The sequence below is a fragment of the Streptomyces sp. NPDC059454 genome (assembly GCF_042749965.1).
Taxonomy (GTDB): domain Bacteria; phylum Actinomycetota; class Actinomycetes; order Streptomycetales; family Streptomycetaceae; genus Streptomyces.
Genome location: NZ_JBHYVC010000085.1, coordinates 1 through 26,717, shown reverse-complemented (window position 1 = coordinate 26,717; position 26,717 = coordinate 1). Strand labels below are relative to the sequence as shown.

The window sequence follows — 26,717 nt, the reverse complement described above, 5'->3', positions numbered from 1 at the left end:
GGCCCCGGCACCTGCCGGGGCCGTACGCGCGGGCGCCGGGCCGGTCCGGCAGGCGGACGCCCGGCCGCCACGCGCCGCCCGGCCCGGGGGCTCGCGGCCGACGCCGCACGGTACGGTCGGATCGGCGTCCCGAGCGGCGTACGAGACCCGTCTCACGGTGCCGGAGAGCCAGGGCTCCGCAGCGGACCGGGGCCGGACTCACGCCACGCAGAACTCGTTGCCCTCCGGGTCCTGCATGATCCACCAGCGCCCGGCCGGCCCCTTGTCCACCTCTCGGACCCGGGTCGCCCCCAGGTCTTCCAGCCTGGCCAGCAGCTTGTCGAGGCCGCCGGGTTCGCTGTGGATGTCGAGGTGCAGGCGGTTCTTGCCCCTCTTGCCCTCGGGCACGTCCTGGAAGAGCAGCCGTCGACCGCGGCCGACGCCGCTGGTCTCGTCGAACGGGTCCTCGGGATGGCGGATCGCGGCATGGCCGCGGAAGGTCTTGCGGCCGCGCTGCTCGGTGACGGCCTCCTCGCCGATCCGGCCGGCGGCCAGCAGCTGCTCGATGAGAGCGCTGGGGTCCTCCACCTCGTACTCCAGGGCCGCGGCCCAGAAGTCCGCGAGGACGGGTGCGTTCGTGCTGTCGATGACCAGCTTCCAGCTCAGCGCCATGTAACCAGTTATAATGGTTACATGGACTCCTCCGCAACCAAGGGACTGACGCTGCACTCCCGTACCGGCGTCGCCTACCGGTTCGACCCCGGCGCGCTGTGCCTGGAACTGCTGACCACCGGCGGCCCCGGCCCCTACCGCCGGTACGAGGTCCTGCACGAGCCCGCCGACCTGGCCGCCTGGGCGGACCGGTCGCGGCTGACCCCGACGCCCGCACTGGACATCTCCGAAGCGGAAGTGGCCGGCATGCGAGAACTGCGCGACGCGCTGTTGCGGGTGATCGGCGCCCACACGCGCGGCGAGCCTCACCCGCCCCGTGACCTGGAGGCCATCAATGAAGCAGCCGCCCGTCCGGCCATGGCCCCCGCCATCACCCCGGACGGAAAGCGACAGTGGGCCGGAACCCCCACCGGCACGCACCTGGCGGCCACCGTGGCACGGGACGCCGTCGAGCTGCTGACCGGCCCCTTCGCGCACCGCGTCCGCACCTGCGCCGCCGAGGACTGCCACCTCGTCTACGTCGACACCTCACGCCCCGGCCGCCGCCGCTGGTGCTCCATGGAGCACTGCGGCAACCGCCACAAGGTCAGGGCGCTGCGCGCCCGCCACACCGAGGAAGGATGACCGTCATGCCCACAGGACTCACCAAGGACGCAGGCTGGCAGATCGGCGTGTCCCGCACGCTGCCCCACCCCGCGGCCGTCGTCTGGGACTTCATCAGCGGCCCCGAAGGCATCGCCCTCTGGCTCGGCCCCGGCGCGGTCCTCACCCCGGAACGCGGCACCCCCTACCGGACGGCCGAAGGAGTGGCGGGCGAGGTGCGCGGCTACCGCCCCGCAGACCGCATCCGCGTCACCCACGGCACCACCACGGTCCAGGTCGCCCTCGCCCCCGTAGCCGACGGAGCCCGGACGATGCTCCGCTTCCACCAGGAGCACCTGGCAAGCGCTGAAGAGCGCGAACGGCGACGGGCGCACTGGCAGCACGTCATGGACCGGGTCGCCACCTCCCTCGACCGGCGGTGACAACGGCGTGCGACACCTGAGAGGAGACCGGCACGTACCGGCACGCCGGCCTCCTCTCACCAACGGTCCTTCACCACAGCAAGACCGAGAGTGGACCGCCGAACCGGGGATCGAGGAACATCCGTGTCGGATCGTGCGCCAAGGATCCGTCGGCCCTGGTGGGCGGCCGAGGGGGCGTCCACTCCGGGGGCGCTTTGAAGATCTTCCGCAGGCAGCACCCTGTTGTCCGCGGCATGGCCGATCGCGACCTGCGGTGACATCTGCGTGGCCGTGCGTGAGGCGACCCTGTTGTCCGTGGCGAGGGGGGAAGCGGTGCCCGCCGTCGTACGACTGCCCGCCGGGAAGGCGCCGACCGTCCGCGCGGCGGCCGACGTCCTCCTCGACTCGCCCGGCAACGCCCATACCCTCCGCTCGTACGGCATCGGGGTGACCCCGGCGGACCGCGGGCAGGGCCGGCCGTGGCGGCCGGGCACCCCGTCCCCGACCCGGATCTCGCCTCGCCCTCCCTGACCGAGCGTCACTCCGGCCACGGAGAACTACTTGCCGTTTCGCCGTGGCTTCGGGAGAACAGGGCCGGTTCGCGGGTTCACGGGTTCACGGGTTCTCATCGGTCCGGGGCTTTCACCGGGACGCCCAGGGGCCGGGCGAGGCCCACCACGGCCTCGTCCAGACGTTCCAGGTGGCGCAGCACCCGGTCGGTGATGCGGCCGTAGCGGGCGGTGCCGTCGCCGCCCAGGAGGGACGCGATGCTCGGCCCGGTCCCGACCGGCGCGGTGACGTCCTCGTCGGCGACGCGGTCCGCGATCGTCACGATGTTGCGCACCGTGCGCCCCGCCGCCCCGCGCAGCCGGGGGTCCGCCGCGATCGACGGATGGGTCGGCAGCAGCTCGGCCGTGGCCGCCAGCGAGCGCGCGTGATACGCGCACGTCTCGAGGAGCGCCACCACGTAGCGCGCGTTGGTGCGCCGGGCCCGCAACGGGGTGACCGGGTGCGTCAGCGGCTGGGTGGCGGCGCGCAGGTCGCCCAGCGCCTGGTCCAGCCGCCGTGCCTGGTCCAGCAGGTCGCCGGCGGGCCCGCCGCTGAGCTGGCCGACGGCGGCCTCGGTCACCTCGGCGAGCCGTTCCAGCACGGTGACCAGCAGCTCGTTGGTGCGCCGGTCCGTGTTCACCGGCAGGACCAGCGCCGCCGCGACCACCCCGCAGGCCGCGCCCAGCGCCGTCTCCTCCACCCGCAGCACCAGGACCTCCCAGCTGTAGGTGTGCAGCAGGGTGTAGAGCAGCCCGAGCATCGCCGTCACGAAGAACGACATCAGCGTGTAGGACAGCGGTGCCGTGTAGAACATGGCGAAGATCAGCACCAGCACCAGGAAGAACGCCGTCCAGGTGTGCCGGCCCACCAGGGCGGCCAGCAGGATGCCGGCGACGACCCCGAACACCGTGCCCAGCAGCCGCCGGTAGCCCTTGACCAGGATCTCGCCGGTCGAGGCCGTGTTGATGAAGACGATCCAGCAGGTCAGCACCGCCCAGTACCAGCGGTGCGCGGACAGCAGCTCGCCCCCGACGATGGCCAGCGTCGAGCCCACGGAGACCTGCACGGCGGCGCGCGTGGTGGGCCGTCGCAGCCCTTTCTGCGGTTCGGCCGCCTCCGCCTCCTCGCCGGCGTCGATGGCGGCGTCCTCGGCGTCCAGCTCCTCCCGGGAACGTGCTGTCGCCGGACTGTCGTCCGACTCGTCCTGCGGCCCCTCCAGCGCGATACGCAGCCCCATGACCGCGCGCGCGGTCTCGCCGACGGCCCGGAACACGTCCCGCACGGCCGGGGTGGCGGCCGGCAGGTTCTCCTCGTCCCGGTAGCCGAGCAGCCGGTTGCGCAGCTGGGCCACGCCCGTGCCGCCGGCCCCGGTGCGCACCACCAGCGCCCGCAGCGCGAGCAGGTCCCGCCGCAGTACGGCGGTGGCCTCGTCCGGACCGGGCAGCCGGCCCACCTGAGGGGCGGGAGCACCGGGCAGATGCAGGGTGAGGGTGTCCGCCCGCTCGGCACTGCGCGCCGACAGCAGCAGCAGACCGAGCCGCTCGGCGGCGATCTCCGCGTCCGCGATCCGGCGCTGCACCAGCCGCGCCGTCGACTCGTCCGGCGTACCCTCCTCCAGCCGGCTCTGGATCATCAGGGCCGTCTCGTGCAGCCGCGCGGTGCCCTCCCGCACGTCCTCCAGCGCCTTGTCCGCCTCGTCGGGCCCGGCGTCCAGCAGCGCCAGCTGCGCGGAGACCAGCCGGCCCAGCCGGGCCCGGAAGGCCGTCCGCAGCCGCAGCAGCAGACCGGCGGGTGTCACGGGGACGACGGCGAACCGCACCAGGGCGCTGCACGCGAACGCGACGGCCAGGGCCGCCCACAGTCCCGGCAGCTGCGCGGCGGAGGCGCCGACGAACAGGGACAGGAAGTAGACCTGGAAGCCGATCAGACCGAGCGCGGTCCCGCGGTCCCCGAACCGGCGGCCGTACACCGCGGCGAAGATGAGCACGACGAAGAAGGCGTCCCCGACGACGACGCGCTCGCTGAGCACCGCGCCCAGCGACACGGACACCAGCGCGACGGGTAGGCCGGCGGCCAGCGTGACCGCCTGGGCGCCGCGCTGCTTCTCCCGGATGGCGAAGGTGGCGACCATCGCCGCCATCGCCCCCGCCACCAGACGGGTGACATCGAACCCCGCCGAGGCGAGCACGGCCAGCGTCAGCGCGATCGCGCCCACCGTCCGCAGCCCGGCCGTCAGCCGCAGCAGACCGGGGTCGGACGCCGCCAGGTGGTCCCGCAGCCGTGTCCGCACCGAGCGTCCCGCCGCCTTCACGCCGCCGCACTCTCTCCCGTCGCGCACGCGCACCCGGATCCCGGCACGGCCGGGCGCGAACCGTCTTCCGCCCCCCGGATCACCGCGCGGCCCGGCCCGCCTCCGCGACGTGCTCCCGCACCTGCTCCGGCGTCAGATAGGCGTCCAGGTACTCGAAGTCCCGCAGGTTGCCCGGCTTGTGCGCCTGGAATCCGGTGCGCACGAAATCGTCGCCGGCGACCGCGTTCAGCAGCCAGTTGGTCATCACCCGTGTCTTGGCGACGCCGGTGCGCAGCGCCGACCAGTGGTAGCCGCGGGCCACCGCCTGGGCGGGCAGGCCGTGCAGTTCGATGCCGAGCGGCTTGGACACCGCGTCGGTGCCGCCGAGGTCCACCACGAGTCCGAGGTCCTGGTGGACGTACGGCCGCCTCGGCAGGCCCCGCAGCGTCGCGATGACGTTCTCGGCGACGTGCCTGCCCTGCCGCAGGGCGTGCTGCGCGGTCGGCGGGCACACGGCGTCGTCGCCCTTGGCCACGTCGGGCACCGCGGCCGAGTCGCCGAGCGCGAACACCCCGTCGTGGCCCGGCAGGCACATGTCCGCGTTGACCGCGAGCCGCCCCCGGACGGTCTCCGCGTCGAGCGTGGCGATGAGCGGGCTGGCGACGACACCGGCGGTCCAGATCAGGGTGCGGGTGGGCACCGCCCGGCCGTCGGTGAAGGTGACCTCCTCGGCGCCCGCCTTCGCGATGGAGACGCCCAGCGAGATCTCGATGCCGCGCCGGGTCAGGATCTCCTGCGCGCTGCGCCCGAGCTTCTCGCCCAGTTCGGGCATCAGCTTCGGCGCGATGTCGATGAGATGCCACTTGATCAGGCCCGGGTCGAGGCGCGGGTAGCGCTTGACGGCGGCGTGCGTCAGCCGCTGCAGGCAGGCCGCGGTCTCGGTGCCCGCGTAGCCGCCGCCGACGACCACGAACTGCAGCCGCGAGGCCCGCTCGGCCGGATCGTGGCTCGCGTCGGCCAGGTCGAGCTGGGAGATGACGTGGTCGCGGAGGTAGGCGGCCTCGGCGAGCGACTTGAGTCCGAAGGCGTGGTCCGTCAGCCCCGGGATGTCGAAGGTGCGGGTGACGCTGCCGGGGGCCAGCACGATGTAGTCGTACGGCTCGTCGACGGTCTCGCCGTTGACGAGCCGCACGACACAGACCTTGGACTTCAGGTCCACGCCGATGGCCCCGCCCGGGATGATCCGGGTGCGGTACCTCTTGCTGCGGCGCAGGGAGAGCGCGACCGACTGCGGGGTCAGCACGCCGGAGGCCACCTGGGGGAGCAGCGGCAGATAGAGCTGGTAGGAGAACGGCGTCACCAGCGTGAGGTCGGCCTCGTTCGGGGCGAGCCTGCGTTCCAGCCGGCGCACGCACTCCACACCGGCGAAGCCTGCGCCCACCACCAGGATCCTGGGTCGTGTCACGGTGTCCATCCCTTCCTGCGGCTCCAGGCGGTCTGCCTCGAACATCGACAACTGACGCGTGCCCCTGTTCGGCACCACGATGCCCGCCCCTTCGCCGGAGCGCACCGGGAAGGGAATCGGTGGCCGGTTCAGCCGCGCAGGTGGCACAGCAGCAGGCAGACGTCGTCGTCGCGCTCCGAATCGCTCAGCAGGGGGCGCAGGAGCCGGTCCGCGGAGTCCTCCAGATCCGTGTCCAGCTCCGCGGAACCGAACGAAGCCAGGGCCGTCGCGAGCCGTTCGATGCCCGGGTCGATGCCCCGGGCGCGCCGCTCCACCAGTCCGTCCGTGTAGAGCGCGAGCGTCGAACCGGGCGTCAGCCGCTCGGTGTGGTCGGCGATGTCCTGCCGCAGCGGGATGCCGAGCATCGCGCCGGGCCTGGCGTCCAGGGTGCGCACCCGCCCGTCGGGCAGCCGCAGCACCGGCGGCGGATGACCGGCGGCGGCCCAGGTCAGCGTGTGCCCGTCCGGATGGAACCGCGCGATGACCGCCGTGGCGAACAGATCGGGCTGGAGATGGCGCAGATACTCGTGCAGCCGGGTCAGCAGCCGGCCGGGGCTGTCGCCGTCGACGGCGTAGGCGCGCAGCGCGGTGCGCAGCTGGCTCATCATCACCGCCGCGTGCAGCCCGTGCCCGGTCACATCGCCGATCACGGTGATCAGACCGCCGTCGGGCTGCCGGAAGGCGTCGTACCAGTCGCCGCCGATGTTCAGCCCGTGCGTGGCCGGCAGGTAGCGCGCGGCCAGGCTCAGCCCCGGCGTCGCCGGCAGGTCGGTGAGCAGGGCGCGCTGCAGCGTCTCGGCGATGTCACGGTTGTGCTCGAAGCGGCGGGCGTTGTCGAGGGCGGTGCCGGCCCGCCGGGCGAGTTCGAGCAGCATCACGGCGTCGTCCGGGTCCCAGCGCTCACCGGGCGGCGACAGCGTCAGCACCCCCAGCGGCGCCCGGTGGGTCAGCAGCGGTATGCACAGCAGCGGCCGGTCGGGATCCAGGGCCGACGCGGGCTGGTCGTCCACCCCGGGCAGACCGCCGGGGTGGCCGGCCGCGTACTGCGGGCGTCCGGTGCGGGCCGCGCGGACCGCCGCGCGCGGGTGGGACGTGGGCGGGTACCGGTCGCCCTCCTGGTCGAACAGCCACACGTCGACGTGGTCGGCGTACCGCGGCACCAGCAGCTCCGGCAGCCGGCGCACGATCTCGTCGTGGTTGAGCGAGGCGTTCAGCACGGCGCTCGCGTCCGCCAGGAACGTCAGCCTGCGGCGCGCGTTCTCCGCCTCCTCACGTGCCCGGCGCTCGGCGGCGAACGCCTCCCGCTGCGCGCGTCCCGCCGCGTCCAGCTCGGCGTGCAGCGCCAGGACGCCCTGGTTGGTCTGGTGCAGCTCCTCCCGGTGGAAGGCGACCAGTTCCTCCTGCTCGGCGAGCTTGTCCAGCACCACGGCCGTGTCCTCGTCGGCGCCCAGCAGAGCCTCGGACAGGCCTGCCGGGTCCTCCGTCACCGGGCCGGCGTCGGACACCGGGCCCGGCTCGGGGCACGGGACGGTCACCGTCCACCCGGCGCGGCCGGCGGCGCCCGCGCCGGGTGCCGGCGTCACCGCGGCGTGCAGCGTCCCCGTTCCGGCGGACGGACCGGGGACGTCCAGGGTGAGCACCCAGACGCCGCCCTTGGTGAGGCACTGCCGCAGCCGGCCGCTGAGGGCCGAGGCCAGCCGGGCACGTTCGACGGGGGACACCCCGTGCGCCGCGGCCAGCCGGGCCGCGGCGATACGGGCGCGCGCCGCGTCCGTGACGGTCCGGATCCGCCAGGTGTGCGTCATGGGCGGTCCGGGGGTGCGGAGGCCAGCACGGCCACGGCGGTGTCGTCCCGCACCGGGCGCGCCGGGCTCCCGGCGTCGCGGACGGCCACGGCGGCCGTCACGGCCGGGTCGGCCGCCGGCAGTCCCGTGTCCGGGGGCGGGGTCCAGCGGCTGGGCAGACCGTCGGTGTGCAGGATCAGCAGGCTTTCCCCGGTCCAGGCGACCTCGTCCTCACGCACCGTGAGCGGCCGGTGCACCCCGACGATGCCGGGCCGGGACAACAGGGTCCGCCAGCGGTCGCCCTCCCGCAGCCGGGCCGTCACATTGCCGATCCCCGCGAAGCGCAGCCGCCCGGCCCAGGTGTCGAGCTGCGCCACGGCGACGGCCGCGCCCCGGGTGCCGGCCAGCGCCGTGTGGAGTTTCGGCAGACACTCGGCGGGCGGGAGCCGGGCCCAGTGGCGCAGTTCCTCGACGGCGGCGGTCGAGGCACGCGCCGCCTCGCTCCCGTGGCCGAGACCGTCGGCCAGCATCAGGGTCAGCCGGTCACCGGACCTGACCCAGGCCCAGGCGTCCCCCGAGAAGTCCGCCCCGGCGAACGGGACGTTCACGCCACCGGCGCGCGCACCTGGGGCCTCGGCGGAGCCCTGGCCGGCGGCGGAGCCGACGCGGGCCACCGCCACGGTGCCCCGGCCCGGCGCGCTGTGCAGAGCGAAGTCGTCGGCCAGCCGCCGGCAGGTGCCGAGGCCCGCGCCGAGCGAGCGGGTGGTGGAGAACCCGTCCCGCAGCGCACCGTCCACATCGGCGATGCCCGGCCCGTGGTCGAGCGCGGTGATCTGCACGACCCGCCCCGGCCTGCCCTCCCTCAGGACGGGCGGGTCCACGACGTCGACGATCGCCTCTCCCGCCTGTGCGTGCTTGAGGAGATTGGTGGCGAGTTCGGTCGCCACCAGCGCCGCGGCGGCGGTGCGCCGCTCGTCGAGCCCGGCCGCCGCCGCGGCCTCCTCCGCCGCGACCCGGACGTCACGCACCCGGGTCGAGTCCTGCACCGGCACGTACCGGACGCGGGGCATCAGACGTCCTCACGCCGACGTGGCGGCCGGGTCACCCAGGACGTCACCCGCACCGTGGTCCCCGACCCCGGGGCGCTCTCGACCCCGAAGTCGTGCACCAGGCGCCGGGCGCCGCCCAGCCCCATCCCCAGCCCGCCGCCGGAGGTGTAGCCGTCGCTGAGCGCCCGGTCGAGATCGGGGATGCCCGGTCCCGAGTCGCTGAAGGTGAGCCGCAGCCCGTCGGTCCCGCCCGTGGTGACGTGCGACGCCTCCATCAGGCCGCCCCCGCCGTGCACCAGGGTGTTGCGCGCCAGCTCGCTGGCGGCGGTCACCAGTTTCGTCTGGTCCACCAGACCGAAGCCGAGCCGGGCGGCGGCCTGCCGCACATGCTGACGCACCCACACCAGGTCCATGTCCGACCGGATGGGCAGGCGGGCCTCGACGCCCGCGGCGGTGTGCATCACGGACTCTCCTCGCGCATGCCGCCGGAACGCAGCGACACGATGGGCTGCGCGAGAAGTTCCATCGCCGCCTCGGTGGTGAGCGCGGTCCGTAGCCCCGGCAGCGTCAGCCCCAGTTCCACCAGGGTGATGGCGACCGCGGGCCGCATACCGGCCACCACGGTGCGCGCGGCCAGCAGCTCGGTCTGCGCCGCGATCTCGGCCAGCACCCGCCCGAGGAAGGAGTCGACGATCTCCACCCCGGAGATGTCGATGACCACCCCCGTGACCCCGCTGCGGGCGATCGTCTCGGAAAGGTCCTGCTGGAGCTGGTCCGCCATGCTGTCGTGCAGGTCTCCCTGCAGGGTGACCAGCAGTACGTTCCCGAGCCTGAGCACCGGCACATGTCCCGCGACCGGGCGGGCGAACCCCTCGCTCACCGTCGGCCCGCACCGTCGGGCGCCGCGTTCACGATGTTCGTCCCCAGCTCGTGCAGGCAGTAGCCGAGCGCGTCGGCGAGGCTCGCCCGCGTCTTCACCGTGCCGAGGTCCAGACCGAGGTGCACGATGGTCTGCGCGATCGCGGGACGGATGCCGGACACCACGCACTCCGCGCCCATCAGCCGGGCCGCGGCGACCGTCTTCATCAGGTGCTGCGCCACCAGCGAGTCGACCGTCGGCACACCGGTGATGTCGAGGATCGCGAACCGGGCGTGCTGGTCGACGACCGCGTTCAGCAGGGTCTCCATCACCACCTGGCTGCGGGCGCTGTCCAGCGTCCCGATCAGCGGCACCGCCACGATGCCGTCCCAGAGCTTGATCACCGGCGTCGCCACCTCCAGCAGCTGGAGCCGCTGCCGGTCGATGAGGGACTGCGTCTCGCTCAGCGCCGTCTGCATGGCCACCAGACGCAGCGTGCCCAGGAGCATGCTGAGCGTGGTCGAACACGCCCGCAGTTCCTCCGGCGACGCCTGCTCCAATTCGGCGACCAGGAGATTCTCGGCCGGCGGCCACAGCGCCGCCAGCTCGCTCGACACCTGGGTGTTGGACAGCCCCGCACGGGAGCGGGCCGCTCCCATCCGCGCCAGCTGCTCACGCACCGCCGAGAAGCCCGCGGCGTCCGGGTCCTCGACCTGCTGCGCGTCGGCGACCTGGGCCAGCGCGTCGACGACCGCCTTCCCCGCCTCCACCGCCTCGTCACGCGAGACCGTGAACACCGTACGGAACAGGGGCTCGTCGGCCCACCGCTGGGCGATCTGCTCGCGCCGTCGCCGCAGGAAGTCCCTGACCTCGTGCGTCGGTGTTCCGGACGATCCGCCCGCTTCGTGCTCCGGCACCTGTTTCTTCTCCTCGTCGTCGTTGCGTCGCACCGCGCCCGGACGCCGGGACCGCGATGCACCCCCGGCCGGGTGGCCACTTTCACCACGATCCGGCGCCGTGGGCGCCGGCCCCGCGGACCGTGCTCAGGCCTCCGGTTCGACCGGGGTCCCCGACAGCCCGTCCACGCGCTCCAGCGCCTCGTCGACGCTCTCCGAGACGGGCACGGTGATGCTCACCCCCGTCAGGTCCAGGATGCGGCGCACCGCCGGGGCCGGGGAGATGATGTGCACGCTCCCCGGCAGCCCACGGGCCTCCTGGTAGACCCGGAGGATGATGTTCATGCCGGACGAGTCCATGAAGGGGACCGCCGACAGGTCGAGCAGGAAGTGCCGGCGGCCGTGATGGAGCTGGTTCGCCAGGTGGTGCTGGAACTCGGTCGCCGTGTCGACGTCCAAGTACCCCTCCACCGTGAGCAGCGCCACATCCTCCCGCGGCAGGGTCACCTCGACGGACAACGGGTCCTGGGCAATGGGCACGAGTACCTCCAACAAGGTGATCAAGCTCTTGGTCGCGCAGCCGCGCGTACCCCCGAATCGCCCGGTCATGCCTCGGCCCGCCCGCCCGGGGCTCCTTCCTCAGCCGACCCGGATGCCCACGATGCAGGTGTCGTCGTCCGTGTCCGACCTGCTGTACGTCAGCAGGCGGTCCAGCCGCTGGTCGAGCGTGTCCGGGGCCGCGGCGGCGGTGGTGAGCAGATGGGTCAGCGACTCCTCCACACTGCGGTCCCGGCGCTCGATCAAGCCGTCCGTGTACATCAGCAGGTTGTCCTCGGCGGCCAGCCGCACCTCCGACTCCTCGTACGCCGCCTCCGGTACGGCGCCGAGCAGCATCCCGCTGACCAACGGCAGCGGAGCGGCCTTGGATCCGCGCACCAGCACCGGCGGCAGATGCCCCGCCCGGGCCCACCGCAGGGTGCGCGAGGCCGGGTCGTACAGGCCGCACACGGCCGTGGCGGTGACGCCGCCCGTCAGGTGGTGCGTCACGATGTTCAGCCAGGACAGCAGCTGTCCGGGGCCCGCCCCGGTGACCGCGAGGCCGCGCAGCGCGTTGCGCAGGACGACCATGCTGGTCGCCGCCTCTATGCCGTGGCCGGCGACGTCGCCCACGCACAGCAGTACCAGCCGGGACGGCAGCACCACGGCGTCGTACCAGTCGCCGCCCACCAGCTGCTCGGTCTCCGCGGGCCGGTAGCGGACGGCCACGTCGAGGCCCTGCACCTGCAGCGGCGCCTGGGTGGGCGGCATGATGGCGCGCTGCAACTGCAGTGCCAGCCGGTCGCGTTCGCTGGCGTGCTGCTCGGTGTGGGCCAGCTGGTCGCGGGTGGCCGCCAGCGCCACCTCGGTCCAGTGCTGGGCGGAGATGTCCTGGTAGGCGCCGCGGATGGTGAGCAGCCGGCTGTCGGTGTCCAGGACCGGCTCGGCGACGACCCGGATGTGCCGGGTCACCCCGTCGGGGCGTTGCAGCCGGAAGGCGGCCGACGCCGGACGCCGGTGGTGCAGCAGCGTGCGCAGGAAGCGGCCGATGGTGACGGCGTCGTCCGGGTGGGCGTGCGCCGGCAGCTCCTCCAGCGGCACCGGCAGGCTGGACTCGGGACGCCCGTACAGGTCGAAGAGCTGCCCGTTCCAGGTGATCTCACCGGTCAGCAGGTTCTCCTCGAAACCGCCGATCCGGCCGAGCCGCTGGGCGTGCTGGAGCAGGCTCGCCAGGCGGGCCGTCTCGTCCTCGATCCGCCAGATGAACAGGATGCCGGAGCCGTGCCGGCTGACACTGATGTCGGCGACCGCCGCCAGCGGCACCTGGTCGACGAGGGCGGTCAGGTTCATGCGCCGGGCACGGAACGGCTCCCCCGTGGCGTACACCCGCTCGATCCGCTGGAACAGCTCGCTGTCCCCGGCGGCCATCGGATACGCCTCCAGGAGCAGCGCACCGCTGACCATGGCGCGCGGCCGGCCCGCCGGGTCCAGGAAACGGCTGTTGACGTGCTGGATGCGGAAGTCCAGCAGGTTCCCGTGGGCGTCCAGGTGCGGCACCAGGACGAGAGCCGGGTCGTACAGCCCGTCGGCCAGGTCCATCAGCTCCGCGGCGTCCGGCAGCACCCGCGGCTGCTGGGCCGGTCCGCTCGGCACGGTGTACGTCTCCAGGGTGTGCGCGCACAGCTCCGCCAGGGCCTCCACCTGACGCACGATCTGCGGCGGCTGTTCGGGCAGCGGAGCCGGCCAGACGATCTCCAGCACGCCGTACACGCGGCCCCCCGTACCGGCGGGCACGGCCGCCCGGCCGCCGTCCGGGTGATGGTGCCGGCCGACACTGGGCAGACCCCTCTCGGCCAGCGACGTGATCCACAGACCGTCGCGCTCCGCGAGGCCGCACCGGGCGACCGTCGCCACGTCCGGCGGCACGTAGTACCAGCGCGCCGCCTCGGCGGGGGAGAACCCGGCGCTGCCCGCCAGGGTGAGCGATCCGTCGGCGCCGGCCGCCCAGATCGCCACGGCCACCGCGCCCAGCGGACGCAGCGCCTGCGCGAGCAGGGACTCGGCCACGGCCTGGGTGTCGTCCGCCGCCAGTACCCCGCTCTCGGCCGCGCGCAGCCGTACGGCCGCGGCGTCGGGACCCGCCTCCTCGGCGGCCCGGGTGGCGGCCAGGAAGGCGTCCGTCACCTCGGACATCCGGTCCCGGGCGGCCTGGTTGATGACCTCGACCGCGAACTCCAGCTGGGTCGTCCCGGCCTGCTCGGTCAGCTCGGCGAGCTGGCGTGCGGCCTGTGAGGGGCCGCACCCCAGCCGCTCGACGAGGATGCCCTTGGCGAGTTCGATCAGCGCCCGGCCCTCGGCCTCGGCCTGCGCGGCCCGCACCTCCCGGGTGAGCCGGTCCACGGTGGCAGCCAGCCTGCCCGCGGGCGAGTCCGCGGACACCCCGGCGGGTCCGGCCGACGGCCGCTCGAGCCGTGCCCCACCGCTCTGCGGCTCGCCCGAATGCTCCCGGATGCTCACTGTGCGCACGCTCCTCGGAGGCGGGGTCCTGCGGCGGGGTTCATGCGGGCAGCCAGCGGCGCACGCAGGCGATCAGGTCCTGGGTGTCGACCGGTTTGGTGACGTAGTCGCTGGCCCCCGAGGCGAGGCTCTTCTCCCGGTCCCCGGGCATCGCCTTCGCGGTGACGGCGATGATGGGCAGTTCGGCGTACTGCGGCATGGTGCGGATCTCGGCCGTGGCGGCGTAACCGTCCAGCTCGGGCATCATCACGTCCATCAGCACGAGCGCCACGTCGGGGTTTTCCACCAGTCTCTCGATGCCCTTGCGGCCGTTCTCCGCGTGCAGCACCCGGAAGCCGTGCAGCTCCAGGATGCCGCTGAGCGCGAAGAGGTTGCGCGCGTCGTCGTCCACGACGAGGACGGTACGGCCGGAGAACGAGCCGTCCACGACGGGCTGCGGCGCCGGCCGCTGCGGCTCGTCGGGCCGCACCAGCGACAGCACGTCGCCGGGCTCCTCCGCGGAAAGGTGCAGGGCGATGCGTTCGCGCAGTTCGTCGAGGCTGGACAGGAACTCCAGCGCGGTGCCCTCGGCACGGGAGCGCAGGTCCTCCTCCACCGCCGCGTCGGCACGGTGGCCGCTGTGCACCAGCACCGGCACGCTCGCCAGGGCGGAGTCGCCCCGCAGCGCCTCCAGGAACCGGGTGACCTCCTCCCGGGCCGTGCCGAGCTCCAGCACCACGCAGTGGCACGGGTCGGCGGCCAGCGCACCGGCCGCCTCCTGGGCGCCGACGGCGGTGAGGATGTCGACCGACGGCCGGGAGGTGCCGTCGCCGTGCGCGACGTCCTGGACCACGCTCTCCGCGACCAGGGTCAGCAGACCCCGGGGCCGCTCCTCCACGACGAGCAGCCGCCGCGGACGCGGGCCGGACGCCGAAGGCGTCTCGACCGCCGGCAGCCGCCGGGCCGGTACCTCCGGCAGGGCCTCGCCCGACTCTCCGTCCGGGAACGGCGAGGGCCGCAGCAGATCCTCGAAGTCCGGCCGGGCCACGGGCAGGAACAGGGTGAACGTGCTGCCCTGGCCCGCGACGCTGTCCACCGTCACCGCGCCGCCCAGCAGATGCGCGATCTCCCGGGTGATGGACAGACCGAGTCCCGTGCCGCCGTACTTGCGGCTCGTCGTGCCGTCCGCCTGCTGGAAGGCGCCGAAGATCGCCTCCAGGTGCTGCTCGGGAATGCCCACCCCGGTGTCCCGCACCCGGAAGGCCACCACGGACCCGCCCCGCAGCACACCGCTCGGCACCTCGTCGTCGGGCGCGGGCTCGATCCGCAGCTCCACGCCGCCCCGCTCGGTGAACTTGACCGCGTTGGACAGCAGGTTGCGCAGCACCTGCCGCAGCCGCGAGTCGTCGGTGAGCAGGTCGGCCGGCGCGCCCGGCGCCGTCGTCACGGTGAAGTCCAGGCTCTTCTGCATCGTCATGGGCCGGAAGGTGGCCTCGACGTACTCGATGAGCCGGCGCAGCTCCACCCGCTCGGGGCTGACGTCCATCTTCCCGGCCTCGACCTTGGACAGATCGAGGATGTCGTTGATCAGCTGCAGCAGGTCCGAGCCGGCCGAGTGGATGATCTGCGCGTACTCGACCTGCTTCGGGCTGAGGTTGCGCGAGGGGTTCTGCGCGAGCAACTGGGCCAGGATCAGCAGGCTGTTGAGGGGGGTGCGCAGCTCGTGGCTCATGTTCGCCAGGAACTCCGACTTGTACTTCGAGGCCAGCGAGAGCTGCTGGGCGCGCGCCTCCAGTTCCTGCCGGGCCTGCTCGATCTGCAGGTTCTTCGCCTCGATGTCCCGGTTCTGCGCGGCCAGCAGCGCCGCCTTGTCCTCCAGTTCGGCGTTGGAGTGCTGGAGTTCCTCCTGCTGGGTCTGCAGCTCCGCCGAGCGCTCCTGCAGTTCGGCGGTGAGCCGCTGCGACTCGACGAGCAGTTCGTCGGTGCGGGCATTGGCCACGATGGTGTTGACGTTGACGCCGATGGTCTCCATCAGCTGGGCCAGGAAGTCCTGGTGGATCTGGGTGAACGGGGTCACCGACGCCAGCTCGATCACGCCGAGGACCTGGCCCTCGACCACGATGGGCAGCAGCACCAGCGCGGTCGGCACCACCTGCCCCAGCCCGGAGGAGATGGTGACGTAGTCCGGTGGCAGCTCGTCCACCGTGATGGCGCGGCGGCTGCGCGCGGCCTGGCCGACCAGGGTGCGGCCGAAGGCGATCCGGGTGGGCCGGCCGTCGTCGTCGGGGTAGCCGTAGGAGCCGACGAGCCGCAGCTCGGGCCCGCCGTCGCCGTCCTCCGCGAGGTAGAAGGCGCCGTACTGGGCCGACACCAGCGGCACCAGCTCGTCCATGATCAGCTCGGCGACCACCGGCAGGTCGCGGTGGCCCTGCATCAGGCCGGAGACCCGGGCGAGATTGGTCTTGAGCCAGTCCTGCTCCTGGTTGGCCCGGGTGGTCTCGCGCAGGGACTCCACCATCGAGTTGATGTTGTCCTTGAGCTCGGCGACCTCGCCGGAGGCCTCCACGTTGACGGAGCGGGTCAGGTCGCCCTCGGCGACCGCGCTCGTGACCTCGGCGATCGCCCGGACCTGCCGGGTGAGGTTGCCCGCCAGCTCGTTGACGTTCTCCGTGAGCCGCTTCCAGGTGCCGGAGACCCCCTCGACCTCCGCCTGGCCGCCGAGGCGTCCTTCGGTGCCGACCTCGCGGGCGACGCGGGTGACCTCCTGGGCGAAGGCGGAGAGCTGGTCGACCATCGTGTTGATGGTCGTCTTCAGCTCCAGGATCTCGCCGCGCGCGTCGACGTCGATCTTCTTCGACAGGTCGCCGCGGGCCACGGCGGTCGTCACCAGCGCGATGTTGCGCACCTGGCCGGTGAGGTTGTTGGCCATGGAGTTGACGTTGTCGGTGAGGTCCTTCCAGGTGCCCGCGACATGGGGCACGTGCGCCTGGCCGCCGAGGCGTCCTTCGGTGCCGACCTCGCGGGCGACGCGGGTGACCTCGTCGGCGAAGGCCGACAGCGTGTCGACCATGGTGTTGATGACCTCGGCCAGCGCCGCGACCTCGCCGGCCGCCTCGACCCTGATCCGCTGCGACAGATCGCCCCGGCCCACCGCGGAGGCCACCTGGGCGATGGAGCGGACCTGACCGGTCAGGTTGGACGCCATCACGTTGACGTTGTCGGTGAGGTCCTTCCAGGTGCCGGAGACACCACGCACCTGCGCCTGGCCGCCGAGGCGTCCCTCGGTGCCGACCTCGCGGGCGACGCGGGTGACCTCGTCGGCGAAGGCGGAGAGCTGGTCGACCATCGTGTTGATGGTGTTCTTGAGTTCGAGGATCTCGCCGCGGGCGTCCACGGTGATCTTCTGCGACAGGTCGCCCTCGGCGACCGCCGTCGTCACCTGGGCGATGGAGCGGACCTGCGCGGTGAGGTTGCCCGCCATCGCGTTCACCGAGTCCGTCAGGTCGGCCCAGGTGCCCGAGACCCCCGGCACCTGCGCCTGGCCGCCCAGGGCCCCCTCGGTGCCGACCTCGCGGGCCACCCGGGTCACCTCTGAGGTGAACACCGACAACTGGTCCACCATCCCGTTGAAGACCTTGCCGATGTCCCCCATGAGGCCGTCCGCGTCGTCCGGAAGCCGGGTGCCGAAGTCCCCGTCCCGTACGGCCGTCAGCCCCGCCAGGAGCCGCCTCAGCTCCTGGTCCCCCGGCGACGCCTCGGTCCCCTCGGTGCTCTTGCTGGTCATGCGCACCCTCGTTCCGGCAGAGTCAGTGCGCGTTTCCGCAGTTCACGGATGTGCGCGATAAGAAAATACGCCGAAGGCTAACCCAGTTCGCGGGCGCAGAACAAAGCGTGCCGCCCCCCGGAAAAAGTCCCGCCCCGCGTGCATGCACCGGCCCACGACGGGTACTCGGCCGAATTTCACCGGGCGCGGAGCTGCGGACCACCGGCGCGGCGGTTTTGGTCCGCGCCCTTCGAATGCGCGCGCGCCTGCCGGGTATTTGCTGCTGTGGAGCTGGGCGTCGTCGTCCAGGGGATCCGCCGTCACCGGGGAGGCAAGGAGCAGTGCCCATCGACAGCATCTGGTCATACGCGCCGGACCTGGACCACGTCCAGGAGCAGGACCTCACGGGCTACACCGTCGTCGCGAGCGACGGCACCATCGGTCATGTGGACCGGCAGGCCGACCACCACGGCATGCGGCACCTCGTCGTCGACACCGGGGTGTGGGTGTTCGGCCGCAGCCTTCTGGTGCCGGTCGGCGTCGTCGCGGCAGTCGACGCGGGGGAGCGGAGGCTGACGGTGTCCTGCACCAGGGCCGAGGTGAAGGCGGCGCCCCGGTTCCGGACCGACAGCGAGACCATGGACCCCGCCTATCTGACCGTGGTCGGTGACTATTACCACCGGCTGCCGCCGCACGAGAGCCCCACCGGGTGACCACCGCACGACAGGCGCGTCCGACCGACGGCACGGGAGTGGGCAGTGCCGCCGACGCGCGGGCGCACGCCGAGGCGACGGTGCGCGCCCACTGGGACTCCCAGGGCCGCACTCCGCACCACCAGGACATGATCGACCTCTCGCTCGTCGTGTCGGAGCTGGTCACCAACGCCATCCGGCACGGCGCCGGACTGGCCGGCTTCGACGCGCGGACGACGGGGGAGGGCGTGCGGATCGCCGTCCACGACCACAGCGACGTCGTCCCCGAGGCCGCCGGCGGAACCGGCGCCCTGCCGGACGTGCACCGCGCCAGCGGTTACGGCTGGCCCCTGGTGATCCGGCTGGCACGGGACATCGAGGTCCGCAGGCGCCCCGGCGGCGGCAAGACCATCAGCGTGCTCGTCCCGCTGCGCGACGCGCCGCCGTAGGTTCACCAGGGCAGGAAGACGTGGATGTCCTTGCCGTGGTCGTTGCCGACGACGCTGACCTGATCGCACAGCGTGTGGATCAGATGCCAGCCGATGCCGCCGCCGCCGCGGTGGGGGTGGAAGGGTCGCGGGGCCGGCTCGGTGGTGCTGGTGTCGTGCATCACCACGTGCACCCCGTCGAACGTTCTGCGCAGACGCAGCTGGAACGGGCCCGGCGCGTACTGGACCGCGTTGGCGGCCAGCTCCGTGACCACCAGGAGGATGTCGTCCCAGTGCTCGGGAGCCGACGGCGCCGACACACGGGCCAGATCGAGGAGGAACTCCTCCGCGACCAGGCGTGCGTCCGTCACATCGTGCAGCTCCCCCGGGAAGCTGGCGATGCGGCTCGTGATGTCCTCGGCAGCCAGTGTCCTGTCCCTACGCGGCTCGCGTGCCATCTCGCCTTCCAGGCCCCGTTGTCGCGGGGCGGTCGGTCTCACTTCTGTGCCCCCTCGAACTGTGGGTTCCCGCGCGGGCGGAGCCTACGCGCCCGCATGCCCGTGCCCGGCCGGTGACAAACCCGTCACCGACCGGCAGCGGCTCCCGCCTCCCCGGGCGGTCAGCGGAAGACGTTGTCCGAGTCGTCCCAGCCGGACGACTCGTCCACGGCCGGCGTCCGTCCCGGACGCGTCCGCGACTGGTACATCGCGTCGATCTCCAGCGCGTAGCGCCGCACGATCTCGTCCCGGCGCAGCTTCATCGACGGCGTCAGCAGCCCGTTGGCCACGTCGAACGGCTCGGGCAGTACCCGGAACACCCGGATCGACTCCGGGCGCGACACGCTGCTGTTGGCCGCGGCGACCGCCCGCGCGATCTCCTCCCGCAGCGCGTTCTCCTCCCGCGCCTCCCGGGCCGGCGCGTCGCCCGGCGGGGACAGCGCCGCCCGCCAGTCGTTGAGGAACTCCGGGTCCAGGGTGATCAGGGCGCCCACACACGGCCGGTTGTCGCCCACGACGACGGCCTGATGGACCAGCGGGTGCATCCGCAGCCGCTGCTCCAGGGCCGTCGGCGCCACGCTCTTGCCGCTGCTCGTGATGATGATGTCCTTCTTGCGGCCGGTGATCGTGAGGTAGCCCTCGGCGTCCAGCCGGCCCAGATCGCCCGTGGCCAGCCAGCCGCCGCGCAGCACGGCCCGGGTGGCGGCCTCGTCACCCACGTACCCCTGGAACACCGACGGCCCGCGCACCAGGATCTCCCCGTCGTCGGCCACCTGGATCCCGGTGCCCGGCAGCGCCTGCCCGACGGTCCCGGACTTCTCCCGCCCGAACGGCTGCATCGTCACCCCGCCGCTGGTCTCGGTGAGCCCGTAGCCGTCGTGGACGTAGATGCCGATTCCCTCGTAGAAGAGGGACAGGTCGCGGTTGAGCGTCGAACCCCCGGAGGTGGCCCGCAGCACCCGGCCGCCCAGCGCGGCCCGGAGTCTGCGGTAGACCGTGCGCTCGTACAGGGCGTGCTGCAGCCGCAGGTCGAAGCCCGGCCCCGCACCGCGTCCCAGCCGCTCCCGCTCCAGCGCGGCGGCGAAGTCCCGTGCCGTGCCGGCCGCCCGCTCGAACAGGGCGCCGCGGCCCGACCGCTGTGCCGCGCGCAGGAAGTTCTTGTAGATCTTCTCCAGCAGCGACGGGACGGCGTACAGATAGGTGGGCCGGAAGGTGCGCATCGCCGAGGACAGGGACTCGTCGCTGATGTCGGGTTCGTGTCCCATCAGCAGCCCGCCGCGCACGCACAGCAGCTGGATCATCAGACCGTAGACGTGGGAGAAGGGCAGGAAGGCGAGGACGGCGGCCTGTTCACCGGGGGGCGCCGCGACGTGGCCCCAGCCCGCCAGCAGGGTGTCGCTCATGAAGGCCAGGCCGCGGTGGCTCAGCGCGCAGCCCATGGCGTGGCCGGACGTGCCGGAGGTATAGGCGACGACGGCCGTGGAGTCCGGCAGGACGATGCGGCGCATCGAGTCGACCGTGGCCGCCGGGATGAACTCGCCGCGCGCCACCAGCTGGTCCAGCGCGCCCGCGTCCAGCTGCCAGACGTGCCGCAGCCGCGGCAGCGCGGCGCACACGGACCCGACGGTCATCACGCCCTGCTCGTCCTCCACCAGCACGGCCACACAGCCGGAGTCCCTCAGGATCCACTCCACCTGCTCGCGCGAGGAGGTCGGATAGACGGGGACGACCTCGGCGCCCACCGTCCACAGGGCGTGGCCCAGGAGGGTCCACTCGTAACGGGTGCGCGCCATGATCGCCACCCGCATGCCGGGCGAGATCCCGGAGGCCACCAGGCCCTTGGCCACGGCGACGACCTCGTCGCGGAACTCGACGGCGGTGATCCGCTCCCAGGTGGCGGAGGCCGGGTGGGAGCGGTGGGCGAGCAGCGGCAGACCGGGGCTCTCGGCCGCCGTCTCGAAGAGGCTGTCGGCGAGGCCGCAGGTCAGGGGCGAGGCGGACGGGGGAGCGAGAGCGAGGTCGCGCATGCACTGCTCCTGACGTGTACGGGGTGTGACTCGGCCGATGAGCACCGTCATCGGCGGTGCCTGAATGTAGCCGAGCCGGAGCGCCCCCGCGCCGGGATCGCGACAAGTGTGTCCGCACTGATGATCTCGGTGCTTTCGGGGGACCCGGACGGCATGAGTTACGTCAATCCAGATCCCGAACCGGAACGCAGCACCGGCCTCGAACCGGGCGGCGGCGTACCCCCGGGTGAGACCCCGCCCGCGGAGAGCAGCATGCCCGAGGCGGGCCCCCGGGAGACGCACAACCCGACCAAGGGCTGGGCCAAGGGGCCGTTGACCGCGATCCTCGCCCTCGTGGTGCTGATCGCGGCGTTCTTCCTGGCCTACGCCATCATCCTCATCCTCTGACGCCCCCTACCCGCGAGGAGCGGCCCCCGTACGCCCCGCCCCCTGGGTGTGCCGTACGCACTCCGTGACGACGTCCCGCAGGCTCCCCGTGCTTTCCAGCAGGGCGCGCTGCACCTGCGCCCCGTTGCCGTCGCGCAGCAGCCGTGCGCAGCCCTCGCGGGCTCGCTCCAGGTCGCCGGTGGCCTCCAGGGCCTCGGCGGCGTGGTCGAGGAGGCTGCGCACGACCGTCTCGGCCGGCATGCGGCGCATGGTCTCCGGGTGGAGCAGCTCGCCCGTCAGCCCCGACCGGGCCGCCTGCCAGGCGGCCAGCCGGAGCAGGCTGACGCCGGGGTCCACCGGCTCCCGGCCGGCCCGCCACTCGCGTGCCGCGGTCTCCACCAGCGCGCGGGCGAGGGTGGCGATCAGCCCTGCCGTCTCCGCGTGCAGACAGACGTCGGAGACGCGGATCTCCACCGTCGGGTACTGCTGGGACAGCCGGGCGTCGAAGTACACCATCTTCTCGTCGAGGATGACGCCGGTGGCCACCATGTCGGCGACCCGCCGGTGGTAGCGCTCGGCCGAGCCGAACGGCTCGGTCGGACCGGCGGACGGCCACCGCTGCCAGACCCGGCTGCGGTAGCTGCTGTACCCCGTCTCCTTGCCCTGCCAGAACGGCGAGTTCGCGCTCAGCGCCGCCAGCACCGTCAGCCAGGGTCGCAGCCGGTCCACGACCCCGACACCCTCCTCGTCGGACTCGACGGACACATGGACGTGGCAGCCCATGACGAGCTGTTCCCGGGTGGCGATGCCGTACTGCTCCTCCATCCACTGGTACCGCCGGTTGACGCCGATGGACGGGCTCACCGGAAGCGGCGAGGTGGCGAGGGCGGCGACGGCGCAGCCGATCTCGCCGGCGTGCTTGGCGGCCTCCTCACGGCAGCGGACGATCTCCGCGTGCAGGCTTTCCATCGAGGACTGCGGATGCGTGGCGAACTCCAGCATCTGCTCGTGCAGTTCCTTCTCGAAGACGTCCTGTTCCGCGTCGTCCCGGGCGGCCCGGGCGAGTACCGCCGCGGACATCGCCCGCGGTTCGCCGCTCTCCGGATCGACCAGGAGGAGCTCCTCCTCCACTCCGACGGTGCGCACTTGGTGCCGCCCTTCTGTGTCCTGCCGTGACGAAGCCGAGAAGCCCTCGGCCGTACGACCCCGAATGCCCCGGTCGGAGCGTCGGACACCTGGCGGCGTCGCCGGATCCTCACAGGGCGACAGGCGTCAGCCACACCGTCGCGAGCGGGGGAAGGACGAGCCGGACGGTGCCGTCCTCGGGTTTGACCGGGTCCGGGTTCACGACGTCCCCGCCGCCGTAGTGCGCGGCGTCGGTGTTGAGGACCTCCTGCCAGGCGATCACGTCGTCGCCGACGGCGAGCGGGTGGTCGCGGCGGACCACGGGGGAGAAGTTCGACACCGCGAGCAGCGGCCGGCCCTCGGCGTCGTACCGCAGGAACGCGAAGACGTTGTCGTCGGCCGCGTCGACCGACACCCACCGGAAGCCGGACGGGTCGGTGTCGCGCTGCCACAGCGCCGGGGTCGCCCGGTAGCGGGCGTTGAGATCGCGCACCAGGTCCCGCACTCCGCGGTGGTCGCCCGCGGAGTGGTACCCGTCGTCGAGCAGCCACCACTCGGGGCCCTGCTTCTCGGACCACTCGGCACCCTGCGCGAACTCCTGTCCCATGAACAGCAGCTGCTTGCCGGGGTGGGCCCACATGAAACCGAGATAGGCACGCACGTTGGCGCGCCGCTGCCACCAGTCGCCCGGCATCTTCGACACCAGCGCCTGCTTGCCGTGCACCACCTCGTCGTGGGAGATCGGCAGCACGTAGTTCTCGCTGTAGGCGTACACCATCGCGAACGTCATCTCGTGGTGGTGGTACGTGCGGTGCACCGGCTCGTGGGAGACGTACTCCAGCGAGTCGTGCATCCAGCCCATGTTCCACTTGAAGCCGAACCCGAGGCCGCCGGTGTCGGTGGGCCGGGTCACCCCGCCCCACGCGGTGGACTCCTCCGCGATCGTCACCACCCCGGGGCAGCGCCGGTACACGGTCGCGTTCATCTCCTGCAGGAACGCCATCGCCGCCAGGTCCTCCCGGCCGCCGTACGCGTTCGGCTCCCACCCGCCGTCCTCGCGCGAGTAGTCCAGGTAGAGCATGGAGGCCACCGCGTCCACCCGCAGTCCGTCGATGTGGAACTCCTGGCACCAGTACACGGCGTTCGCGACCAGGAAGTTGCGCACCTCGGTGCGGGCGAAGTCGAAGGTGTACGTCCCCCAGTCGGGGTGCTCCGCGCGCCGGGAGTCCCCGGGCTCGTACAGCGGGTCCCCGTCGAACCGGGCCAGCGCCCAGTCGTCCTTCGGGAAGTGCGCAGGCACCCAGTCCATGATCACGCCGATGCCGGCCCGGTGCAGCGCGTCGATCAGGTACTTGAAGTCGTCCGGGGTGCCGAGGCGGGCCGTGGGCGCGTAGAACCCGGTGACCTGGTAGCCCCAGGACGGTCCGAAGGGGTGCTCGGCGACCGGCATCAGCTCGACGTGGGTGAAGCCGAGGTCCTTGACGTACGCGGGCAGCGCCTCGGCGAGCTCGCGGTACGTCAGACCCGGCCGCCAGGACGGCAGGTGCACCTCGTACACCGAGAACGGCGCCTCGTGCACGGGCACCGCCGTCCGCCGCGCGAACCACTCGGCGTCGCCCCACTCGTAGTGCGAGGCCGTCACGACGGACGCCGTGTTCGGCGGCGCCTCCGTGCGCCGTGCCATCGGGTCGGCCTTGAGGAACCGGTGGCCGTAGCGGGAGTGGATCTCGAACTTGTAGCAGGTGCCCTCGCCGACACCGGGCAGGAACAGCTCCCACACCCCGGACGAGCCGAGCGAGCGCATCGGGAACGCCGTGCCGTCCCAGTGGGTGAAGTCGGCGGCGACCCGCACGCCCTGCGCGTTCGGCGCCCACACCGTGAAGCGGGTGCCGGTGACGCCCTGATGGGTCATGGGGTGCGCGCCGAGCGCCGTCCACAGCTCCTCGTGCCGGCCCTCGCCGATCAGATGCAGGTCGAACTCGCCGAGCGCGGGCAGGAACCGGTACGGATCGTGCGTCTCGACGGCCTCGTCGTCGCCGTAGGCCACTGTCAGCGTGTACGCGGGGACCGCGTCCAGCGGCAGTACGCCGGAGAAGAGGCCGTCGCCCTCGGAGACGAGCGGGGTGCGCGCGCCGTCGACGATCACGCCCACCTCGCGGGCGAAGGGACGCAGTGCCCGGAAGGCGATCCCGCCGGGCACCGGATGGGCGCCGAGCAGGGCGTGCGGATCGTGGTGGGCGCCCGCCAGCAGACGCCCACGGTCGGTCGGGTCGAGGGCGGGTGCGGCCCCCGGGGCCGCGGGGGCGGGTACGGGGGCGGACGGGACGGACCCGGCCGACTCGGGAAGCGGGGTGTCACGCAGGGCCACGGCTTCAGTCTCCTCTCACGGCGAGGCGCTCGATCGCCGCCATGGGTACGGGCAGCCAGTCGGGTCGGTGCCGGGCCTCGTACAGCACCTCGTACACGGCCCGGTCCGTCTCGTAGGCGCGGAGCAGGCCGTGCTTCTTGCGCGGGTCCCAGCCCGCGCGGGTGGCGTAGCCCGCGCAGTAGGCCTCACGGCAGCGGCGCGCCCACTCCGGGCGCCAGGGGCGGCGCTGGCGGGCGGCGTAGTCGAAGGAGCGCAGCATCCCGGCGATGTCCCGCACGGGGGAGTGGGCGCTGCGCCGTTCGGAGAGCGGCCGGGACGGCTCGCCCTCGAAGTCGATGACGAACCACTCGCGTCCCGCCCGCAGCACCTGCCCCAGGTGCAGGTCGCCGTGGATGCGCTGGGCGGGCGGCCCGGCGTCGCAGGTGGTCAGGGCGGCGAAGGCGGCCCGCAGCCCCGGCACGAACGGCTGGAGCGCGGGGACGGCGTGCGCCGCGGCGGTCAGCCGCTCGGTCATCGCCGCCGCCGTCCGCCCGTTCTCGCCCGGCGCGCCGATGGGGAACGCCGAGGACAGCGCCAGATGGACGTCCGCCGTGGCCCGGCCCAGCGCGTGCGACTGCGCGGTGAAGTCGTCACCGGCGGCGAGCGCGTCGAGGGCCAGTGCCCAGCCGTCGGAGGCGTTGCGCAGATAGGGCTGGAGCACGCCGAGCGTCGCCTTGAACGGATGCGTGGTGCGCAGCCAGGCCACCGGTGCGGGCACCCGGTGGCAGCCCTGCCCGGCCAGCGCACCCGGCACCTCCAGATCCGGGTTGACACCGGGCTGGATGCGCCGGAACACCTTCAGGATGTACTCGTCGCCGTACACCAGCGAGGAGTTGGACTGCTCGGCGGTCATCAGGCGCGGCACCAGTCCGGCGGGCACCTGCTGGGACCCGTCGCACTCGAAACGCAGCGGACCCGCCGTGCCGGGGTGGCGCAGCCGCTCCAGGAGCAGTTGGGCGGCGCGCGGGTCGTGGAGGGCGTCGTAGACCGTCAGTCCGGCCAGCCGGCCGTCCGGCACCCTGCCGATGAGTGCCCTGCCGAGCCGCGGCGAGGGGTGCTCCCGTACGCCGAGGAGGAGCTGGTAGCAGTCACCGGCCGGGGGAGTGCCGCCGGGAGCGGGCACGCCTCCGTGACCGGCGTGCACCAGCATGTGCAGACAGCCCGGGAACAGCTCCGTCATCGACAGCACACCGAGGTCGGTGACGGGCCGGTCCTTGCCGGCGAACCAGCGCTGCAGCGGCAGCCACTCGCGCAGCAGCCCGGTGAGCGACTCCATGGACTCGGCGGGCGCGCTTCGCGGCCGCAGGAAAGCGGTCTTCGTCATGGTGACGCCTCCTCTCCCCGGCACACGCTCACAGTCGTCGGCCGATGCGGGATGCGACGCGGGTGAGCCGGAACCAGTAGAAGCCGTGGCCCCCGAGGGTCAGCAGGTACGGCAGTTCGCCGATGGCCGGGAAGCGCACCCCGCCGAACAGCTCGACCGGATGGCGTCCCCCGAAGGCGCTGAGGTCGAGCTCGGTGGGCTGGGCGAAGCGTGAGAAGTTGTGCACGCAGAGCACCAGGTCGTCCTCGTGCTCGCGCAGGAAGGCGAGGACGGCCGGGTTGGAGGAGGGCAGCTCGGTGTAGGAGCCGAGGCCGAACGCCGGGTTCTGCTTGCGGATCTCGATCATCCGGCGGGTCCAGTGCAGCAGCGAGGACGGGGAGGCCATGGACGCCTCGACGTTGGTGACCTGGTAGCCGTAGACCGGGTCCATGATGGTCGGCAGGAAGAGCCGGCCGGGGTCGCTGGAGGA

At 72.9% G+C, this 26,717-nt stretch carries 23 protein-coding genes; 6 read left to right on the top strand and 17 right to left on the bottom strand.

Features of this window, described 5'->3' with window-relative positions:
* Window positions 1-198: 198 nt before the first annotated feature.
* Complete coding sequence (locus ACFXAE_RS33765; RefSeq protein ID WP_384722727.1) at window positions 199-651, bottom strand: VOC family protein; 453 nt, start codon at window positions 649-651, stop codon at window positions 199-201.
* Window positions 652-672: 21 nt separating this feature from the next.
* Between ACFXAE_RS33765 and ACFXAE_RS33760 the strand changes: the two genes are divergently transcribed.
* The 3 genes from ACFXAE_RS33760 (at window position 673) to ACFXAE_RS33750 (ending at window position 2,186) form a co-directional block, all read left to right on the top strand.
* On the top strand, window positions 673-1,275 hold the full coding sequence (locus tag ACFXAE_RS33760) for a CGNR zinc finger domain-containing protein (RefSeq protein WP_384722725.1): 603 nt from the start codon (window positions 673-675) through the stop codon (window positions 1,273-1,275).
* A gap of 5 nt (window positions 1,276-1,280) precedes the next feature.
* Window positions 1,281-1,676 (top strand): SRPBCC domain-containing protein, encoded by a 396-nt coding sequence (locus ACFXAE_RS33755; protein ID WP_384722722.1) that lies wholly within the window; start codon window positions 1,281-1,283, stop codon window positions 1,674-1,676.
* A 294-nt stretch (window positions 1,677-1,970) separates the two neighbouring features.
* A complete protein-coding gene (locus tag ACFXAE_RS33750) occupies window positions 1,971-2,186 on the top strand; it encodes a hypothetical protein (RefSeq protein WP_384722719.1) in 216 nt (71 codons plus the stop codon).
* A gap of 94 nt (window positions 2,187-2,280) precedes the next feature.
* Here the strand turns inward: ACFXAE_RS33750 and ACFXAE_RS33745 are convergent, their stop codons facing one another.
* From ACFXAE_RS33745 to ACFXAE_RS33700, 10 genes are all read right to left on the bottom strand, one after another.
* Complete coding sequence (locus ACFXAE_RS33745) at window positions 2,281-4,515, bottom strand: FUSC family protein (RefSeq protein WP_384722739.1); 2,235 nt, start codon at window positions 4,513-4,515, stop codon at window positions 2,281-2,283.
* Window positions 4,516-4,594: 79 nt separating this feature from the next.
* Window positions 4,595-5,968: an NAD(P)/FAD-dependent oxidoreductase gene (locus ACFXAE_RS33740; protein WP_384722736.1), complete on the bottom strand. Its 1,374-nt coding sequence runs from the start codon at window positions 5,966-5,968 to the stop codon at window positions 4,595-4,597.
* Between the two features lie 119 nt (window positions 5,969-6,087).
* On the bottom strand, window positions 6,088-7,803 hold the full coding sequence (locus ACFXAE_RS33735) for a PP2C family protein-serine/threonine phosphatase (protein WP_384722716.1): 1,716 nt from the start codon (window positions 7,801-7,803) through the stop codon (window positions 6,088-6,090).
* On the bottom strand, window positions 7,800-8,852 hold the full coding sequence (locus ACFXAE_RS33730; RefSeq protein WP_384722709.1) for a SpoIIE family protein phosphatase: 1,053 nt from the start codon (window positions 8,850-8,852) through the stop codon (window positions 7,800-7,802). The genes ACFXAE_RS33735 and ACFXAE_RS33730 overlap by 4 nt, the downstream gene beginning before the upstream one ends.
* The gene (locus ACFXAE_RS33725) at window positions 8,852-9,292 is read right to left on the bottom strand and encodes an anti-sigma regulatory factor (protein WP_384722733.1); all 441 of its coding nucleotides are present in this window, start codon (window positions 9,290-9,292) and stop codon (window positions 8,852-8,854) included. Before ACFXAE_RS33725 ends, ACFXAE_RS33730 begins: the two co-directional genes overlap by 1 nt.
* A complete protein-coding gene (locus tag ACFXAE_RS33720) occupies window positions 9,292-9,711 on the bottom strand; it encodes an STAS domain-containing protein (protein WP_384722706.1) in 420 nt (139 codons plus the stop codon). Before ACFXAE_RS33720 ends, ACFXAE_RS33725 begins: the two co-directional genes overlap by 1 nt.
* On the bottom strand, window positions 9,708-10,607 hold the full coding sequence (locus ACFXAE_RS33715; RefSeq protein ID WP_384722730.1) for an STAS domain-containing protein: 900 nt from the start codon (window positions 10,605-10,607) through the stop codon (window positions 9,708-9,710). Before ACFXAE_RS33715 ends, ACFXAE_RS33720 begins: the two co-directional genes overlap by 4 nt.
* A 126-nt stretch (window positions 10,608-10,733) precedes the next feature.
* A complete protein-coding gene (locus ACFXAE_RS33710) occupies window positions 10,734-11,126 on the bottom strand; it encodes an STAS domain-containing protein (RefSeq protein WP_384722703.1) in 393 nt (130 codons plus the stop codon).
* A gap of 99 nt (window positions 11,127-11,225) precedes the next feature.
* The gene (locus ACFXAE_RS33705; RefSeq protein WP_384722700.1) at window positions 11,226-13,640 is read right to left on the bottom strand and encodes a SpoIIE family protein phosphatase; all 2,415 of its coding nucleotides are present in this window, start codon (window positions 13,638-13,640) and stop codon (window positions 11,226-11,228) included.
* Window positions 13,641-13,680: 40 nt separating this feature from the next.
* Window positions 13,681-17,403, bottom strand: coding sequence for a HAMP domain-containing protein (locus tag ACFXAE_RS33700; protein ID WP_384722697.1), 3,723 nt, complete (start codon window positions 17,401-17,403; stop codon window positions 13,681-13,683).
* Window positions 17,404-17,723: 320 nt separating this feature from the next.
* Between ACFXAE_RS33700 and ACFXAE_RS33695 the strand changes: the two genes are divergently transcribed.
* A complete protein-coding gene (locus ACFXAE_RS33695) occupies window positions 17,724-18,095 on the top strand; it encodes a PRC-barrel domain-containing protein (RefSeq protein ID WP_384722694.1) in 372 nt (123 codons plus the stop codon).
* On the top strand, window positions 18,092-18,523 hold the full coding sequence (locus tag ACFXAE_RS33690; RefSeq protein WP_384722691.1) for an ATP-binding protein: 432 nt from the start codon (window positions 18,092-18,094) through the stop codon (window positions 18,521-18,523). The genes ACFXAE_RS33695 and ACFXAE_RS33690 overlap by 4 nt, the downstream gene beginning before the upstream one ends.
* Before the next feature lie 2 nt (window positions 18,524-18,525).
* Here ACFXAE_RS33690 and ACFXAE_RS33685 read toward each other — a convergent pair whose 3' ends face one another.
* On the bottom strand, window positions 18,526-18,960 hold the full coding sequence (locus ACFXAE_RS33685; RefSeq protein WP_384722688.1) for an ATP-binding protein: 435 nt from the start codon (window positions 18,958-18,960) through the stop codon (window positions 18,526-18,528).
* 161 nt (window positions 18,961-19,121) lie between these two features.
* Window positions 19,122-21,026, bottom strand: a complete 1,905-nt coding sequence (locus tag ACFXAE_RS33680) for an AMP-dependent synthetase/ligase (RefSeq protein WP_384722685.1) — start codon at window positions 21,024-21,026, stop codon at window positions 19,122-19,124.
* A gap of 153 nt (window positions 21,027-21,179) precedes the next feature.
* Here ACFXAE_RS33680 and ACFXAE_RS33675 point away from each other — a divergent pair, with 153 nt between their 5' ends.
* Complete coding sequence (locus ACFXAE_RS33675; protein ID WP_384722682.1) at window positions 21,180-21,413, top strand: DUF6480 family protein; 234 nt, start codon at window positions 21,180-21,182, stop codon at window positions 21,411-21,413.
* Between the two features lie 6 nt (window positions 21,414-21,419).
* Here ACFXAE_RS33675 and ACFXAE_RS33670 read toward each other — a convergent pair whose 3' ends face one another.
* From ACFXAE_RS33670 to ACFXAE_RS33655, 4 genes are all read right to left on the bottom strand, one after another.
* Window positions 21,420-22,538 (bottom strand): glutamate--cysteine ligase, encoded by a 1,119-nt coding sequence (locus ACFXAE_RS33670; RefSeq protein ID WP_384722679.1) that lies wholly within the window; start codon window positions 22,536-22,538, stop codon window positions 21,420-21,422.
* Between the two features lie 109 nt (window positions 22,539-22,647).
* On the bottom strand, window positions 22,648-24,885 hold the full coding sequence (glgB, locus tag ACFXAE_RS33665) for a 1,4-alpha-glucan branching enzyme (protein ID WP_384722676.1): 2,238 nt from the start codon (window positions 24,883-24,885) through the stop codon (window positions 22,648-22,650).
* Between the two features lie 4 nt (window positions 24,886-24,889).
* Window positions 24,890-26,248 (bottom strand): maltokinase, encoded by a 1,359-nt coding sequence (locus ACFXAE_RS33660; protein WP_384722673.1) that lies wholly within the window; start codon window positions 26,246-26,248, stop codon window positions 24,890-24,892.
* Between the two features lie 28 nt (window positions 26,249-26,276).
* A partial coding sequence (locus ACFXAE_RS33655; protein ID WP_384722670.1) for an alpha-glucosidase C-terminal domain-containing protein occupies window positions 26,277-26,717 on the bottom strand: 441 nt, incomplete at its 5' end.